This window comes from Mesorhizobium sp. M0074 (assembly GCF_040322975.1).
Taxonomy (GTDB): domain Bacteria; phylum Pseudomonadota; class Alphaproteobacteria; order Rhizobiales; family Rhizobiaceae; genus Mesorhizobium.
In genome coordinates this window covers 161,526-176,752 of sequence record NZ_JAMYUM010000001.1, presented here as the reverse complement: position 1 = coordinate 176,752, position 15,227 = coordinate 161,526, and the positions used below count along the sequence as shown (strand labels likewise).

Below are 15,227 nucleotides of genomic sequence, written 5' to 3'. Positions count from 1 at the left end.
GACGGATTTGACTAGTGTGGTCGCACGAATAGCCCGGCATTGCAGGCGCGGGCATGTTCTACCCCTGTCGCTGCCGCGGCGTCAACTTTCATGCAACTATGTTTCCTGCGAAGAAAATGCCTCTGCGGCCGGCTGCCCTGCTACAGGTTCTTTTCGCGCCGGTTGCCGCGCCGTATAGAAGCCAGAGCAGGCGCGGTTCCGCCGTCTCAAAACAGCCGCGTAATACGCGAAAAGCGACAGAAGCAACGGCGCAAATTCACCAGCGCCGGCTGTGCGGGACGATCCGCTACTGCGTCAGCACGTTGCTGATCTCGACCATGTTCGAGCGCACCCTGAGTATGTAAAACCCCATCGTCGTCAGATGTGTCGGCAATAGCCAGCCGTCCTCGCGGCCATTGGCGATGATGAAGGGCTGGATGCGCAGCGCCGAGACGAATTGCGCGTCCATCGTATCCCACAGGTTCTGCAGGTGCTTTTCCTTGATGACGTCCTCGAAGTCGGCCTGTGCGCCCTTCATCAGCCCGTAATAGGCATAGAGCTGGCCATAGGCGAACCAGAAGCGGTCGTCGGCGCGTGTGTCGAACCAGCCATTATTGTGGTTTTCGGCACGCTCCTTGAGGATCGCCGAGGTCGAACCGATATCGGACGAAATGCGGTCGATATACTGCTTGAGATTGTCGGCGCGGGCATCGAACGTCGCCTGGCAGGCTGCGAGGCGGGCGTTGAAGGAACGCAGCTTGCGCACCGCATCGCGATAGTAGCTCGGCGTCGGCGTCTTGGGCCCGAACGGGTTCAAGCCGAAATACCAGGTTTCCTCATCGAACTGCAGATTGCCGCGGGCGTCCTGCAGGTCGGCGTCGATCTGCGAGGTGGTGCGGACGCGGCCGAGATTGTCGGCAAGCTCGGTCGCCGTGCGCCGCACCGCCTGGTTGATGCCGCGCTGGAACGACGCCTTGTTGTCCATGAACGGCGTGTGGTCCCAGTCGATGCCGAACAGGCCGAGCTTGTAAAGGATCATCGACGACACCCAGGCATTCTGGTTGACGTTGAAGTCGGTCAGGTCGGCCGCAACCTGGGCAATGGCTGAATTTCCGCAGGTCTTGGCCGTGTCGGTGCCGGCGCCGGCGGAAACCTGTTCACCGGCGGAGCTGTTGCGTTTTTCGAACGTGTATTTGTCGACGTAATTCGGGTCGAAATTGTTCCACCACTGGGTGGCGTAGAAGAAATTGACATAGAGGCCGATCAGCACGAGGACAGCCAGGCCGAGCACCGCCTTCAGGATCCAGCCGCGTTGCGTGTACCAGCGCCCCGCCCACAGGAACGGCCACAGGATCGCGCCGATGAGCAGGCCGATGCCGCGGCCAATCCACTGGAAAATCCGGGTGAAGAAATTCACGATCGGATCAAGCATGGCGATGTCACCCCCTCAGTCAGTCAAGCCGTAGAGGCGTGTGCGAAACGCCACCTTGTCCTTCAGATATGTGGTTTTCAGAACGTCCACAACATGCGATCGCCAGGCGTCGCTGAAGCCTTCATAGTCCCTGTAGAAGCCCGGCTTGTTGAAGACGTAACGCGAAACGAAGTCCTGCGGCACGAAGTCCGAGATCAGCTGGTTGGTCAGCCAGGCGTCCGGATGGTCCGGCTTGGCGCGGATGACCAGGAAGCGCTGCTGCGGGAACACGTCCTCGATCTTGAGATGGCCGAGCTGGGCGATCTCGCGCTTGGCGGCGTTGAGGAAGGGAAAATTGCCGTCCCTGGTAATCAGATCGGTATGGCCGTGGATCCAGGTCTGCAGCCAGACCTTGTCGACGTCGGTCAGATTGCGGTCGGGATCGGCGTCGCGGATCAGCGCGCGCACCACCATTTCGGCGCGATGCTCGAGATAACCGGAGGTTTCGATCCATGAGGCGCGCGGCAGCTCGATGCGGCCGGTCGAGGCGAGGAACTTGAACACCTTGTCGGCGTCGTGGATCGAAAGGTAACTCACCTGCCATGGCCGCGAGCGGCGAAAGCCCGGCGCTGCCGGGTCGCTGATCACCGTCGTCACGTCCGGATCGACAAACACATAGAGCCCGCCGAAATGGCTGGTCCAATAGGCATTGTGGCGGAAGATCACCTGGTCCGGCACCAGCGCATTCTCGCGGATGTCGCCGCAGATCTTCGCCAGCTCGACCATGTGGGCCAGCATGGCGTTGTCGCGCCAGGCATCCGGCTCCTGCTTCAGCCGGTCGACCAGCTTGCCGAGTTCGGCGGCCTTGCCGAGCACATCCTCCGCCGACAACACCTTGAACTCGACCTGATTGATCGACAGCAGGTCCTCGATGTCGTCGACCTTGGGGACCGAATCCTCGATCTCGCCGTAGATGACGTCCTTGATCGTCAGCGCATCGATGGCGCGCTGGTTCTTGGACATGAACTCGTACATCAGCAGCGAAGTGTTGGAGAATGCCGTGTGCACCACCGGCAGGTCGATCTGCGACGGCGTCAGGATGATGAAGCGGCGGTTGACCTCGTTCGGATCGAGGTAGCTGTAGTCGCCGCATTCCTCGGCGACCTGCGGCGAGAAGCCAGTGCGATCGATCTCGAAGCTTTTCAACTTGGTCGGCTTCAAGCCGAACGCGACCATCGCCTTGTTGTAGCGCTGGATCAGATGCGGTTCGTCGATCGTCAGCAGCCGGCCGTAGATCAGCTCATTGTCGCGCAACAGATCGGGTTTCTTGGCGGGGCTCATGTGCGCGATACCAATGGATCTTGCGCTGGAGGATCGAGCTCCAGCGGTGACGCCCCCCTCTCCCCGTTCTTCACGGGGAGAGGGTAAGGGTGAGGGGCGGCGCGAACGGTCAAGGACATGTCTCTCCATACCCTTTGGCGGCGACAAATCGAAGATCATGCGTTTCGATATGGCGTTCGAGGCGTCCTTCGATCGCAGCCAATATTGTCTCAAGGACTGCTTCCCGGTCCTTCAATACGTCGACGTTCCAAAAGCGCAGCATGGACCAGCCATTCGAGACGATGAAGCGATCCCGGATTCGATCATATTGGCTGCCGACATGCTGACTGCCATCGACTTCGACGACCAGCTGGCAGTCTCTGCAGGCGAAATCGGCGAAGTAAGAGCCTATCGGCAACTGCCGTACGAATTTATGGCCGTTCAGTCTGCGGTCGCGCAACTCCATCCAGAGCGCGGTTTCTGCATCGTTGTCGGATTGACGCAGGCGCCTTGCGCGCTTGGTTATGTCTATTTCTGGTCCACGCATGCGCTGCCCCTCACCCTTACCCTCTCCCCGTGAAGAACGGGGAGAGGGGGGCGTCAGCTTTTGAGCCACGTCTTTCAGCGTTGCTGTGGGAGCTTATGCAGCGCACCAGGGGCAGTGGTATCCGGCGAGAAGAAACCTCACGCATTCCACAGCCCCTTTTTCTTCAACTCCTCGATCTCGCGCACGGCACGCTCCCGCAGACGGGTGTCGCGGATCATCTTGGTCACCGCCGCATCATCGGACTTGTCGGAATAGCGGAACTCGGAATCCGCGTAGCGGTTGATCTCCTGCATGATCATGTCCATCGAGAATGGCCCGCGCAGCTCCTCGATCATCGCTTTCTTGTCGTCGTAACCCTTGTGCATGAAGGCTTCCGGCTTTTCGAACCACTCGTCCGGCAATTCGATGTCCATGGCGCGCATCTTGATGGCATCGGTAACGTTCTTGATGGCGCGGCCGGTAAAGCGCGGCTCGGCATCCTTGATCATATGCAGATAAGTGCCGATGTCGGCCATCGTCTTTGGCGCGCCATTCTCCTTCATGTAGCGCTCATAGACCTTCATCAACCCGTCTTCCTGTGGCTTCTCATGCTCCTCGTAAGCTTCCATCACCGCGCGCTGGATCTCTTGCGCCGCATAGAGCTTGTGGTCGCCGAGCGGGATCTTGTGGTTCTTGCCGGCGAGCAGGACGAAAATGTCGATGTAGTCGTCGCGGCTCTGCGGGCCGTCGACCAGCCAGCGCGCGCCGGCGCGCTGGCGTAGCGCGTCGTCGACGTTTTCGGGATAGTTGGAGAACATGCCGAACGAGCAGTTGCCGCGCACCACGGTCGCCGCACCTCCAAAGGCGTCCATCAGGACGCCGGTGATTTCCTGCTGGCCGGCCGAGGCGCGGTCGTCGGACCGGCGTGCCGCCACCTGGTCGATATCGTCGATGGTGCCGAAGCCGATGACGCGCGGGTTCAGCACATTGTTGATGAACTGGCGGCAGTTCTGGCCCGACTTGCCCTGGTAGGAGGAGATCTGGTCGACGCCGAAATTCTCGTAGGCGAAGGGATAGCCGGCGACCTGGCAATAACCATTGAGAAGACCGGCGATCATCTGGATCAAGGTTGTCTTGCCGGTGCCGGGCGCGCCATCGCCGATAAAAGTGAACAGGAAGCCGCCGAGCTCGACGAACGGGTTCAGCTCGCGCTCGAAGTCGTAGGCCATCAGCATCTTGGCAAGCTTGACCGACTGGTATTTGGCGATGTGGTTGCCGACGACCTCTTCCGGTTTTTTGAAGGTCATCACCAGCGGCTTTGCCCGCTTACCCGGCGCGACGTCGAAGCCGTCAAGGGTAAAATCGTCGACGTCGATGCGGATATGCGCGTTCTCGAACGGACCGATGCCGTCGAAGCGGCCCTTTCGCGCCAACAGCCCGTCGATGGCGACGCGGGCAAAGGCGCGGGCGCGGGTCATCAGGTCGGCATCGTCCTTCGAACCTGCTATCGCCCTGTCGAGCCCGGCCACGATCGACTTCACCGCATCCTGTGGCGTGTCGAACAGAAAGTCCGGCTCGGGCGTGTCGTTCGGCGCCTCGCCGTCGCTGTCGATCAGCTGGAACAAATAGGAGGCAAGGCTGAAGGCGGAGATGTAGGCAGAGGCCGACAGCAGCTTCTTGAAGGTGGCAGCTTCATCGCCTTCGAGCGGCGCGCGGGCGTTTTTCGCCTGCAGACTTTCGAGGTCCGAGCCCTCGGCGAAGACATCCGATATGGCCAGCGCTATCGCTGTGCCGCGCCGGGCGCGAAACAACAGCGTGTGCTGCGGGATGGTCAGCAACTGGTCGTCGGAATGGACGGCGGCGACGGTTTTGGCGAGCTCGACCTCGCGCGTGCGGCGCACCGAGCCGACCGAGACGGTAGAGACGAAGCGGCGGTTGGTGCCGGCAAGCGCGGTGCCGGACTCGCGCGATGGGTCCTCCAGCACGACGATGCGAGTGATGAAACTTTGCGCAGTGGCATGGTGCTTTTCAATTGCCGCTTCCGGGATGGTGGTCAGGCCGGTGTCCATGGAGGATGCTCCGCGATTTGACGGTCAGACGTCGCTGATGACCTGCCCTTTGGACAGGATGTGGACCTTGTAGCCCGAAAAGATCTTCTGCGCCTCGCCGGCGGCATAGAGCGCCTGATAGGCCTCGTGCGGAATCAGCGCATGGTTCTCATAGCTCGACACGCCTTGCCGCGCGGCCTCGAGATCGTCGGTATTGATGAAGAATTCCTGCGTCGTCTTTTCGCTCGAAAACAGCCCCTTGCGGCCTGGCTTTTCGGCCTTGGAAAAGACCTCCTGGATGGTCCAGGTCAGCAGCCAGGCGTTTTCCGGCTTGCGCACCTTGGCCAGCACTTCGCTCACCGTCGAATTGTTGTCGGTAATCCCTGCAGAATAGAACGGGCCGAGCACGACGCGACGCAGTTGCTTGGGATGCAGCGGCTCGAAATCCTTGTCGAGGTTGACCGCGATGGTCGCCGGCGACAGCGCGTAGGCGGAATTCTTCTCGGTGAAATCGTCGAAACGGTGGGCAAGCTCGGGATTGAGCAAGCCGTCGACCGGCAGCGGAATGTCGACCCTCTCATTAAGTTTGCCACTGGAGTCGACAAGCTGCCGGATCATGTCGTCCGAGGAATCCTCGACCGTCACCATATACACAAGCGGCAGGTTGGCGCTGCCGTCGAAGCAGGCCCAGTGGACCAGATAATAGGGGCGCAACGTCTTCGGATTGACCGACACCTTGACCGTCTGGGCCAGCGTGAACGGGCCGAAGGTGGTCTCGCTCTTGACGTCCTCGAGGTAAAGCCGCTCGGCCATCGACTTCTGCAGCGCTTCGGGAAATTCCTTGTGGCGCAGGATGAAGTCCGCCATTTCCTCGCGCAGCTCATCGGCCAGCGGAAGGTTGGCGAGGCGCGCATCGGCCTGGAGCCGGTCGTTCTCCAACTCGAGCAGGTTCTGGAAGACCGGAAAACCGCTTTCGGCGCGCGAGATGCGGAACGTCTCGGTGAAGCCCAGCCGGTTGCGCCAGCACGAGAACGACTTGTCGAGCCGCGCAATATATTCGGCGACGACCTTGGCGACGATGCCGTGCCGATAGAGCGGCGAGCGATCGTCGCGCATGAACACTTCGAGGCCGCCAAGTGCCGCCGTGATCGCCGAGAAATAGCGCGCCGCAGCTTCGTTTTCGGGGGTCATGCTGCCAGCCCTTGGGAGCAGTGCACGTGCAGCAATTACGATTGCACGTAATTTGCCGAATTGTGCTTCTTCATCACATCGTCGAAGCGGCGGGCGAAGGCATCGTCGGCGAGCTTCTTGCGGCGCTGGATGTCGGCGGTGGCGACCATGTTCTTCTCGTGCATTTCAAGCAGATCGCCGATGTGCTTTTGCGAGGCGGCACCAATGCCGGCCATGGTCTCTTCGGCGGTGTTGTCGACCTGGCTGCCCAGCGTGTTGATCTTGTGGGCGACATCCTGTTGGGCGGCGGTCTTCAGCGAATCTTCCAGCGCCTTGTACAGAACGATGCGCTGCTCGGTATCGATGGTCAGCTTGTTGATCAGCGTCGATTGCGCCGCGATCTGGTTGTTGAGCGAATCGACGAAGGTCTGGAACATCGAGGTGTAGCGCTCCAGCGTCTGGCTTTCGGCCAGCAATTCCTGCTCCTTGGCCTGCTTCTCGTTGTATTCCGTGGCCAGTTTCGAGCGTTCGCCTTCCAGCTGCGTGCGCACCTTCTGGCTGGTCGAGGCGGCGATCTTGTTCTCGATGTCGAGCAGCATCGGGTTGAGCTCCTCGATGCGCTTCTGCACGGTCTCGAGATTGGACATGGTGGTCTTGCGGCGCTCGATCACCTGCGACAGGCTGGCCTCGGAGGTCTTGTAGCGCGTGTCGAGAACCTGCTTCTGAGCCTTGAGGATGCCGACGATGGTGTCGGATTTCGCCAGCAGCTCCTGCAGATTGCCGGCCAGCGACATGTTGCGGACGCGGTCGGTGCGCAGGCGCTGCTTGCGCTGGCTGGAGAAGACACCGACGAAATTTTCCCAGCCGGTGTAGTTCTTCATGCTCTCGAATTCGGCGCCGAAGACGTTGGTGGCGTCCTCGAGGCCGATAATCAGGTCGGCGATATTGCCTTCCATCACCTTCTGCTGCTTCAGCACATCCTCAATGCGGGCATTCTCGATGTCGAAATTGGCGTCGCCGATCTTCTTGTCGGCGGTGGCGAGCGTGTCGAGCACAGTACCGGACTGCTCGATCTTGGTGCGCATGTCCTCTACGACCTGCTTGGTCTTGGCAATCTCGGCATCGAAATTCTGCAATGTCGCCATTGGGGCCTCCCGCTTCGGCATCGGTTTCGTTTCGCAAACCGCCGCGAATATATGTGCCGGGTTTGGCGAATGAAAGACGGAAGACATGGGATTACAGGAAAACAAAAGAATTTCAGGAGGCCGACCGCAGGATAGTCAGGCAATGATTACGGTGTAACTGCCGTCCGGTCAGACACCGCTTCAACCGCGGCTGGACTTTAGGTCGGGAGCGACGCTCAGGGCTTGGGATCGGCCTTGAGGTAGGCGATGACATTGGCGATGTCGTCGTCGCTGGTCAGGCCGGAGAAGGCCATTTTGTTGCCGGGGACCTTCTGCCGCGGCGCCCGCAGGTATTCGGCGAGGTTTGCTTCGTCCCAGACCAGGCCGGCGGCGCCGGCGTCCTTCATCCCCTGCGAGTAGCGGCTGAGATAACTGTCCGCGGTGCCGGCGGTGCGGCCGACGACACCCAGCAGATGCGGGCCGACCTTGTCGTGGTCGCTCGTGGCCTCATGACAGGCCATGCATCTGTTGAAGACTTTCTTGCCGAGAGCGGCATCGCCGTCGGCATGCGCGGCAAGAGCGCCGGCGATGAGGAAAGCAGCGGCAGACGAAATGGCTCGAAGCATGGGAACTCCCCGACGGCTCTGGCTGAGAGGTTCTGAAATAGCAAGCAGGCCTTAAACAAGCGCCGCACGATGGCGCGATTGGTGAACGAATGTCGGCCGGGAGGTCGGATGAAAGCAATAGCGCTGGTCAGGTTTTGGTGAAGCCGATGAAATCGTCGGGCACGGCGCGGCCCATTTCTTCTTCCCAATGGCGGCGGCAGAGCGAGACATAGACATCCTTGCCGATCGCCACCTGTTCGCCCTGTTTCGCCACCTTGCCGTCGGCGCCGAGGCGCACCACCATCGTCGCCTTGCGGCCGCAACGGCAGATGGTGCGCACCTCGCGCAGGTCGTCGGCGATTGCCAGCAGGGTGCGCGATCCGGAAAACAGCTTGCCTTGGAAATCGGTGCGCAGGCCGTAGCACATGACCGGGATGTTCAGCCGGTCGGCGATGCGGGCGAGTTGCCAGACCTGCTCCTCTTCGAGGAACTGCGCCTCATCGACGAAGACGCAATGGACCGTGGCGTGGTCGTGATGCTCGGCGACCCGGGCAAACAGATCGTCGCCGTCGCGGAACATCTCGGCTTCCGTCTCCAGGCCGATGCGCGACGAGATCAGCCCGGTATCGCCCTTGCGGTAGTGGCCGGCGATGAACAGCATCGTCGTCATGCCGCGCTCGCGGTAATTATACGAGGCCTGCAACAGCATCGTCGTCTTGCCGGCATTCATCGTCGCATAATGGAAGTACAGCTTGGCCATGCCGTCCTTTTAAGCCGAGTTGCAACAAAGCGGGGAGGGGGAGCGCCTACATTCCACCGGGAAAAGGCGACTTCCATCCGGAAAGCGGCGGGCGTGTCGCTGATCGGCCAGCCTGCGCCGTTGTTCGTGATTGCCTTAGTGCTTGAAACCGCAGCAGAATGATGTTTGGCTGACGGAACAAAGGCGGAGATAAAACCGTCGCTTCGCTTCACCGAGAACTGAAATGGGAGAATTTTCATGTCGCGTATGAGTTCATTCGTCGCCGGCCTCGGCCTGGCGGCTTTTCTATCCACGACTGGGGCCTTCGCCGGCGATCCGGAAAGCTGCAAGACGGTGCGTCTGTCCGATGTCGGCTGGACCGACATCCAGGCGACCACCGGCGTCGCCTCGGTGCTGCTCACGGCGCTCGGCTACGAGCCGCAGGTGATCCAGCTTTCGGTGCCGGTGACCTATGCGTCCCTGAAGAACAAAGATCTCGACGTGTTCCTCGGAAACTGGATGCCGTCGATGACCAACGACATCAAGGACTATGCCGCCGAAGGCTCGGTCGAGACCGTCAGTGAAAATCTCAGCGGTGCCGGCTACGGCATCGTCGTTCCGACCTATGTCGCCGATGCCGGTGTCAAGACGCTGACCGATCTCGGCAAATTCAAGGACAAGTTCGACGGCAAGATCTACGGCATCGAGGCCGGCAATGACGGCAACCGCATCATCCTCGACATGATCAAGGATCCGAAGACCAATCTCGAAGGCTTCGAACTGGTCGAATCTTCCGAGGCCGGCATGCTCACCCAGGCCGACCAGTCGATGAAGAACAATGAATGGATCGCCTTCCTCGGCTGGACGCCGCATCCGGTGATGGGCGCCATGAAGATCACCTATCTCGAGGGGATGGGAGATAGCGGCTTTGGTGCTGCCACCGTGCATACCAATGTACGCAAGGGCTACATGAGCGAATGTCCGAACGCCGGCAAGTTCATCGCCAATCTGAAGTTCAACCTGGACATGGAAGGCGAGATGATGGACGCGATCCTGAAGGGCGGCGACGCCAATACGGTCGCGACCGACTGGCTGAAGAAGCACCCGGACGCGGTCGCTCCCTGGATCGCCGGCGTCACCACCTTCGACGGCGGCGATGCGGCGGCTGCGGTGAAAACGGCGCTCGGAAGCTGACCCGACCATCTGGCATGACGAGACAAGGGGCAGCCACGGTAGAAATGGCTGCCCTTTTTCATATCCTGTGACAAGATGACCGTCCGGCGAAGGACGGCGCCGGTAGAAGAGGGGCTAGATGGATCCGATCTCCAAATTCCTGGTCAGTTACAAGATTCCCATCGGGGCATGGGGGAAGGCGTTTTTCGGCTTTCTCACCGACAATTTCGACACCATCTTCAGGGCTTTTTCCAACAGCCTCAACTTCCTGCTCGACGGCATCGTCGACGGGCTGCTGTTGCTGCCGCCGGTTCTGCTGATCGCGCTGATCGCTCTGCTCGCCTATTTCCTGCAGCGCTCGAAAGGCCTGGCTTTGGCGGTATTCATCGGATTGCTGTTCATCCTCAACCAGAACCTGTGGAAGCAGACGGTGGAGACGCTGGTGCTGGTGGTCGCCGCCGCCGCCGTGTCGATGGCCATCGGCGTGCCGCTCGGCATCTGGGCCGCGCACAAGCCGAAGGTGTATCGCGTCATGCTGCCGGTGCTCGACCTGATGCAGACATTGCCGACCTTCGTCTACCTGATCCCGGTGCTGACCCTGTTCGGCCTCGGCAACGCGCCCGGCCTGATCGTCACCATCATCTTCGTCATCCCGACCTCGGTTCGGCTCACCCATCTCGGCGTCACCTCGGTGCCGAAATCGATCGTCGAGGCGGGCGAGGCGTTCGGCGCCACCAAGCGCCAGCTGCTGTGGAAGGTCGAGCTGCCTTCGGCGCTGCCGACCATCATGGCTGGGCTGACCCAGTCGATCATGCTGTCGCTGTCGATGGTGGTGTTCGCCGCCCTGATCGGCGCCGGCGGCCTCGGTACGGAAATCAACCGGGCGCTCGGTTCGCGCAGGATCGACCTCGGGCTTGAGGCAGGGCTGGCGATCGTCGTGCTCGCCATCGTGCTCGACCGGATGACGCGCATCGGCGTGGGAGGCAAGAAATGACCGTCGCCGTCGATTTCAGGAATGTCGACATCGTCTTCGGCGCCGACCAGGCAGGCTCGCTGGCGCTGATCGACAGTGGTGCCACCCGAGCCGAGATCCTCGAACAGACCGGCAACGTACTGGGCTGCGCCGGCGCCAGCCTCACCGTGAACGAGGGCGAGATCTCGGTGCTGATGGGGCTTTCCGGCTCCGGCAAATCGACGCTGCTCAGAGCCGTCAACCGGCTGAACGTCGTCTCGCGCGGCCAGGTGCTGGTCAAGGACGGCGACGGTACGGTCGACGTCGTCACCTGCGACGAGGCGACGCTTCGGCGGCTGCGGCAGAAGCAGGTGGCGATGGTGTTCCAGCAGTTCGGGCTGCTGCCGTGGCGCACGGTGGAGGAGAATGTCGGCCTTGGCCTCGAGCTCGCCGGCGTACCCGAAGCCGAGCGCAAGGAGCGGGTGAACAGGCAACTGAAGCTGGTTCATCTCGACCAGTGGTCGAAGAAATATGCGCATGAGCTTTCCGGCGGCATGCAGCAGCGCGTCGGCCTGGCGCGCGCCTTTGCCACCGAGGCGCCGATCCTGCTCATGGACGAGCCGTTCTCGGCGCTCGATCCGCTGATCCGGACCAAGCTGCAGGACGAGTTGCTGCAGCTCCAGGCCGAGCTGAAGAAGACCATCATCTTCGTCAGCCACGACCTCGAGGAGGCGCTGAAGATCGGCACCCATATCACCATCATGGAAGGCGGGCGCATCGTGCAAACCGGCGCGCCGGAAGACATCGTGCTGCGGCCCGCCAACGACTATGTCCGCGACTTCATCGCCAATGTGAACCCGCTCTCGGTGCTGACCGCGTGGAACGTCATGCGCGACCGCCGCGACCTCGAACACGGCGAGAACGGCTGGGTGTGGCTCGACCGGCGCAGGACGACGCGTTTCAAGATCGACGAGCATGGGCTGGTGGCGGCGGCCGAGCGCGACGGCAAGCCCGCGGTATGGGTGTCCTGCGCCGATGTCGAAGCCCAGCCGGAGGAGACGGCGCAGGTGTTCTGGGCCAATCCCGGCACCTCGCTGAAGACCGTGATGCTGGCCATGCATCGCTCGCAGACGGCACCGGTGGCGCTGTTCGACGACCAGTCGCGCTTTGTCGGCGCCATCGGCGTCAGGGATGTGCTGAGCGCGGTGTTGAGAAGGTAGTTTTTCTCCTTGGGGAGAGAACCAAGACCAAACGCCGAGTTCTGTCGCGCCCCCCTCTGTTCTGTCGGACATCTCTCCTACTTGGGGGAGATCGGCGGTTTCGCGGACGGCTCTCACATTCCAACGTTTGTAATTGGCGAAATCGGCGACGACGGCCAATCTTCCCACCTGTGGAGGAGGTGTCCAGCAGAACAGAGGGGGCGCGAAGGAACGCCGGCTTAGCCCGATACCGCAAGCTAAACCGCAAGCGGCAGGCGCAGCTCCGTCATCAGGCCGCCATCGGGATGGTTGGACAGGCTGACTTCGCCGCCGGCGCTACGGGCGATGTTGCGGGCGATGGTCAAGCCGAGGCCGAGGCCGCCGGTCTGACGGTTGCGCGACTGTTCCAGGCGCACGAACGAGCCGAACACGGCGTCGAGCTCGGCTTGCGGTATGCCCGGACCCTCGTCATGGATCGCCAGCGTGATTGTCTTGCCTGATTGACGCAGGCTGAGATGCGCCCTCTTGCCATAGGTCACCGCGTTCTGGACGAGGTTGGTGACACAGCGCCGTAGCGCGACCGGCCGCGCGACGCAGATCAGGCCGCGCGAGCGCGCGTCCTCATTGTCGAAGGAGACCTCGTCGAAGCCGTCGGCGATCGATTCTACCAGCGACCAGAAATCGATCCTCTCGCTCTTCTCCTCGGTCACCTCGAAAGTGGCGAAGTCGATGACCGAGCTGGCAATGCCTTCGATGTCGGCGAGGTCGTGCGCCAGTGCGGCGCGCACGGACGAATTCCTCAGCAGTTCGAGGCGCAGCCGCATCCTGGTCAGCGGCGTGCGCAGGTCGTGCGCCAGTGCGGCCGCAAGATGCTCGCGGTCCTCGACGTAGGCGCGCAGCCTCGCCTGCATGGCATTGACCGCCTTTGCCGCGGTACGCACCTCGCGGCTGCCGCTCTCGGCGATCGGCGGGCTTTTCAGGTCCTCGCCGATCCGCTTCACCGCGGTCTCCATCATCCGGTAGGGCGCCGTCAGCCGGCGCAGCGACCAGATCGAGGAAGCCACCACCAGCCCGGCGATCAAGGCATAGAGCGGCAGGCTATCGAAGCTCAGTATCGGTCCGGCCGGTGTGTTCGGCTCGGTGAAGTTCAGCCATTGGCCGTCGGCAAAGCGAAGCGAAGCGGTCAGCTTGTCGCTCTGGGCGAAATCGGCCGCCAGCACCAGCAGGTCGCGCTCGACCTGGCCGATATCGGGACCGGCGACCGTCCCACCGGGAGCGTCGGCTTCGTGCGTTGCCGGGTCGCGGCGGACCCGCGCGTCGGTGATGCCGAACTTCGATAGCCGACCGACCAATATGTCTTCCAATTCGGCCAGTTCGTCGTCGCCGGCTATCGACGAAGTAACGGCGGGCGTGTCGGAGACGGTGAGCGCATAAGTGGCGTTGAACAGGCCGGAGGCCGTCGCCTTGCGCTGTTCCGGCGTAGCATCATGCATCAGCTGCACCAGCGAGAAGGCGCGGTCGTTCAGCCGGTAGAGATCGACGACGTCATTGGCGGCGGCACGGTCGCGCGAAACGATGTAAAGGGTCGCGATCTGGCTGATCAGCAGGCCGGCGATGACGATGAGCAGCACCCAGACCGGCAGCGTTTGCGGCAGGATGCGTCTCATTCGGAGGTCGTCTCAGGCAGGAACTGGTAGCCGCCGCTGCGCACGGTCAGGATCAGCTTCGGCGTTTTCGGGTCGTCCTCCATCTTGCGCCGCAGCCGGCTGACCAGAATGTCGACGCTGCGGTCGAAGCTGTAGCCGCTGTCGCCGCCGGACAGCTCGATCAGCTGCTCGCGGCTCAGTACGCGCTGCGCGCTCTTGACGAAGGTCTGCAGGAGATTGAATTCGGCCATCGTCAGCTCGATCCTGACGTCGCCGGGCGCCATCAGCCGGCGGCGCGAACAGTCCATCGTCCAGCCGGCGAAATGGTAGATCTGCCGCGAGGCGGCGCGTCGCGGTTCGGCGGCGCCATTGCGTCTCAAGACGGCACGAATGCGTGCGAGCAGCTCGCGCGGATCGAAGGGTTTCGGCACGTAGTCGTCGGCGCCCATCTCCAGCCCAACCACGCGGTCGGTAGTTTCGGTAACCGCGGTCAGCATGATGATCGGCGTCGAATAATTGGCGCGCAACTCGCGGCAGAGCTCCAGCCCGCTCTTGCCGGGCAGCATGACGTCCAGGACGATCAGGTCGACCTGGGCGCGGCGCAGGATGGTCTCCATCTCGGTGCCGTCGGCGGCGATCGATGTATGCAGCCCTCGCTTCTGGAAAAATTCCTGAAGCAGGTCGCGAATGCCCTTGTCGTCGTCGACGATCAGTATGTGGGGGTCGGATTTCACCGGGAACCTGTCATTTGTGGATCGCCCAAGCGCTGCTTCGGCCGTCAGCCAGACGATAGAATTCAGGCCATAAGTTGGCCAGTGAAGATCGGCGGCTCGATCCGGGCTGCCCAGAAACAATCCAGAAACAAAATTCTACAATCCGGAAAAACTGCCGAAAAAAATCAAAGGCATAAGTGGTGCCGTGGCGGTCAGGTCATCGGCTGCGACACGCGTTACGGGATTACGGACAGACCAATGCAAAGGTTCTCGATCAGTCTGATGGGTGCGTTGCTTTCCATTTCGCTCGTCACGGCCGCGGTCGAACATGCCGATGCAAAACTGGCCGATGCGAAGGTGGCCAATGCAAAGGCGGCCGATGCAAAGGTGGCGACCACCCGCAGCGAGCGTTGCATCGATCTGAACCGCCAGTTTGACGAAGCCCTCGAAACCCATGCCGCGGCAACGCAGGTCACCGCTGCGAAAGCACTTCAAAGAAAGGGAAACCGGTTCTGCGCCAACAAGAAACAGGCACAGGGAATCCGGATGCTCGCGAATGCTTTGAAGCTGCTTGGAGTGACACCGATCGATCCCGTTCAGTGACACAATCCGATCTGCACAA

Annotated in this window: 14 protein-coding genes; 4 read left to right on the top strand and 10 right to left on the bottom strand. The window is 61.6% G+C overall.

Features of this window, described 5'->3' with window-relative positions:
- Positions 1-286: 286 nt before the first annotated feature.
- The 8 genes from NKJ73_RS00920 to NKJ73_RS00885 form a co-directional block, all read right to left on the bottom strand.
- Positions 287-1,411 carry a DUF2333 family protein gene (locus tag NKJ73_RS00920; protein WP_023679513.1) on the bottom strand — a complete coding sequence of 375 codons (1,125 nt, stop codon included), beginning with the start codon at positions 1,409-1,411 and terminating at the stop codon, positions 287-289.
- Positions 1,412-1,426: 15 nt separating this feature from the next.
- Entirely contained in the window at positions 1,427-2,731 is a 1,305-nt protein-coding gene (locus NKJ73_RS00915; protein ID WP_352568023.1) for a DUF6638 family protein, read from the bottom strand.
- Positions 2,732-2,840: 109 nt separating this feature from the next.
- Positions 2,841-3,257 carry an endonuclease domain-containing protein gene (locus tag NKJ73_RS00910; RefSeq protein ID WP_352568022.1) on the bottom strand — a complete coding sequence of 139 codons (417 nt, stop codon included), beginning with the start codon at positions 3,255-3,257 and terminating at the stop codon, positions 2,841-2,843.
- Positions 3,258-3,394: 137 nt separating this feature from the next.
- The gene (locus NKJ73_RS00905; protein ID WP_352568021.1) at positions 3,395-5,305 is read right to left on the bottom strand and encodes an AAA family ATPase; all 1,911 of its coding nucleotides are present in this window, start codon (positions 5,303-5,305) and stop codon (positions 3,395-3,397) included.
- A 24-nt stretch (positions 5,306-5,329) separates the two neighbouring features.
- Positions 5,330-6,475, bottom strand: a complete 1,146-nt coding sequence (locus NKJ73_RS00900) for a hypothetical protein (protein ID WP_023679509.1) — start codon at positions 6,473-6,475, stop codon at positions 5,330-5,332.
- A gap of 35 nt (positions 6,476-6,510) precedes the next feature.
- Positions 6,511-7,599, bottom strand: a complete 1,089-nt coding sequence (locus NKJ73_RS00895) for a hypothetical protein (protein ID WP_023679508.1) — start codon at positions 7,597-7,599, stop codon at positions 6,511-6,513.
- A gap of 215 nt (positions 7,600-7,814) precedes the next feature.
- On the bottom strand, positions 7,815-8,204 hold the full coding sequence (locus tag NKJ73_RS00890; protein WP_023679507.1) for a c-type cytochrome: 390 nt from the start codon (positions 8,202-8,204) through the stop codon (positions 7,815-7,817).
- A 127-nt stretch (positions 8,205-8,331) separates the two neighbouring features.
- Positions 8,332-8,943 (bottom strand): thymidine kinase, encoded by a 612-nt coding sequence (locus NKJ73_RS00885; RefSeq protein WP_023679506.1) that lies wholly within the window; start codon positions 8,941-8,943, stop codon positions 8,332-8,334.
- Positions 8,944-9,180: 237 nt separating this feature from the next.
- Between NKJ73_RS00885 and NKJ73_RS00880 the strand changes: the two genes are divergently transcribed.
- From NKJ73_RS00880 to choV, 3 genes are all read left to right on the top strand, one after another.
- On the top strand, positions 9,181-10,116 hold the full coding sequence (locus NKJ73_RS00880; RefSeq protein WP_023679505.1) for a choline ABC transporter substrate-binding protein: 936 nt from the start codon (positions 9,181-9,183) through the stop codon (positions 10,114-10,116).
- 118 nt (positions 10,117-10,234) lie between these two features.
- Complete coding sequence (gene choW / locus NKJ73_RS00875) at positions 10,235-11,089, top strand: choline ABC transporter permease subunit (protein ID WP_254819158.1); 855 nt, start codon at positions 10,235-10,237, stop codon at positions 11,087-11,089.
- Positions 11,086-12,267, top strand: coding sequence for a choline ABC transporter ATP-binding protein (choV, locus tag NKJ73_RS00870; protein WP_023679503.1), 1,182 nt, complete (start codon positions 11,086-11,088; stop codon positions 12,265-12,267). Before choW ends, choV begins: the two co-directional genes overlap by 4 nt.
- 236 nt (positions 12,268-12,503) lie before the next feature.
- On the opposite strand, the gene NKJ73_RS00865 is transcribed toward choV, so the two are convergent.
- On the bottom strand, positions 12,504-13,913 hold the full coding sequence (locus NKJ73_RS00865) for an ATP-binding protein (RefSeq protein WP_023679502.1): 1,410 nt from the start codon (positions 13,911-13,913) through the stop codon (positions 12,504-12,506).
- Entirely contained in the window at positions 13,910-14,626 is a 717-nt protein-coding gene (locus NKJ73_RS00860) for a response regulator (RefSeq protein ID WP_352568020.1), read from the bottom strand. Before NKJ73_RS00860 ends, NKJ73_RS00865 begins: the two co-directional genes overlap by 4 nt.
- Positions 14,627-14,863: 237 nt before the next feature.
- Here NKJ73_RS00860 and NKJ73_RS00855 point away from each other — a divergent pair, with 237 nt between their 5' ends.
- Positions 14,864-15,208 (top strand): hypothetical protein, encoded by a 345-nt coding sequence (locus tag NKJ73_RS00855; RefSeq protein WP_023679500.1) that lies wholly within the window; start codon positions 14,864-14,866, stop codon positions 15,206-15,208.
- The last annotated feature ends 19 nt before the right edge of the window (positions 15,209-15,227 follow it).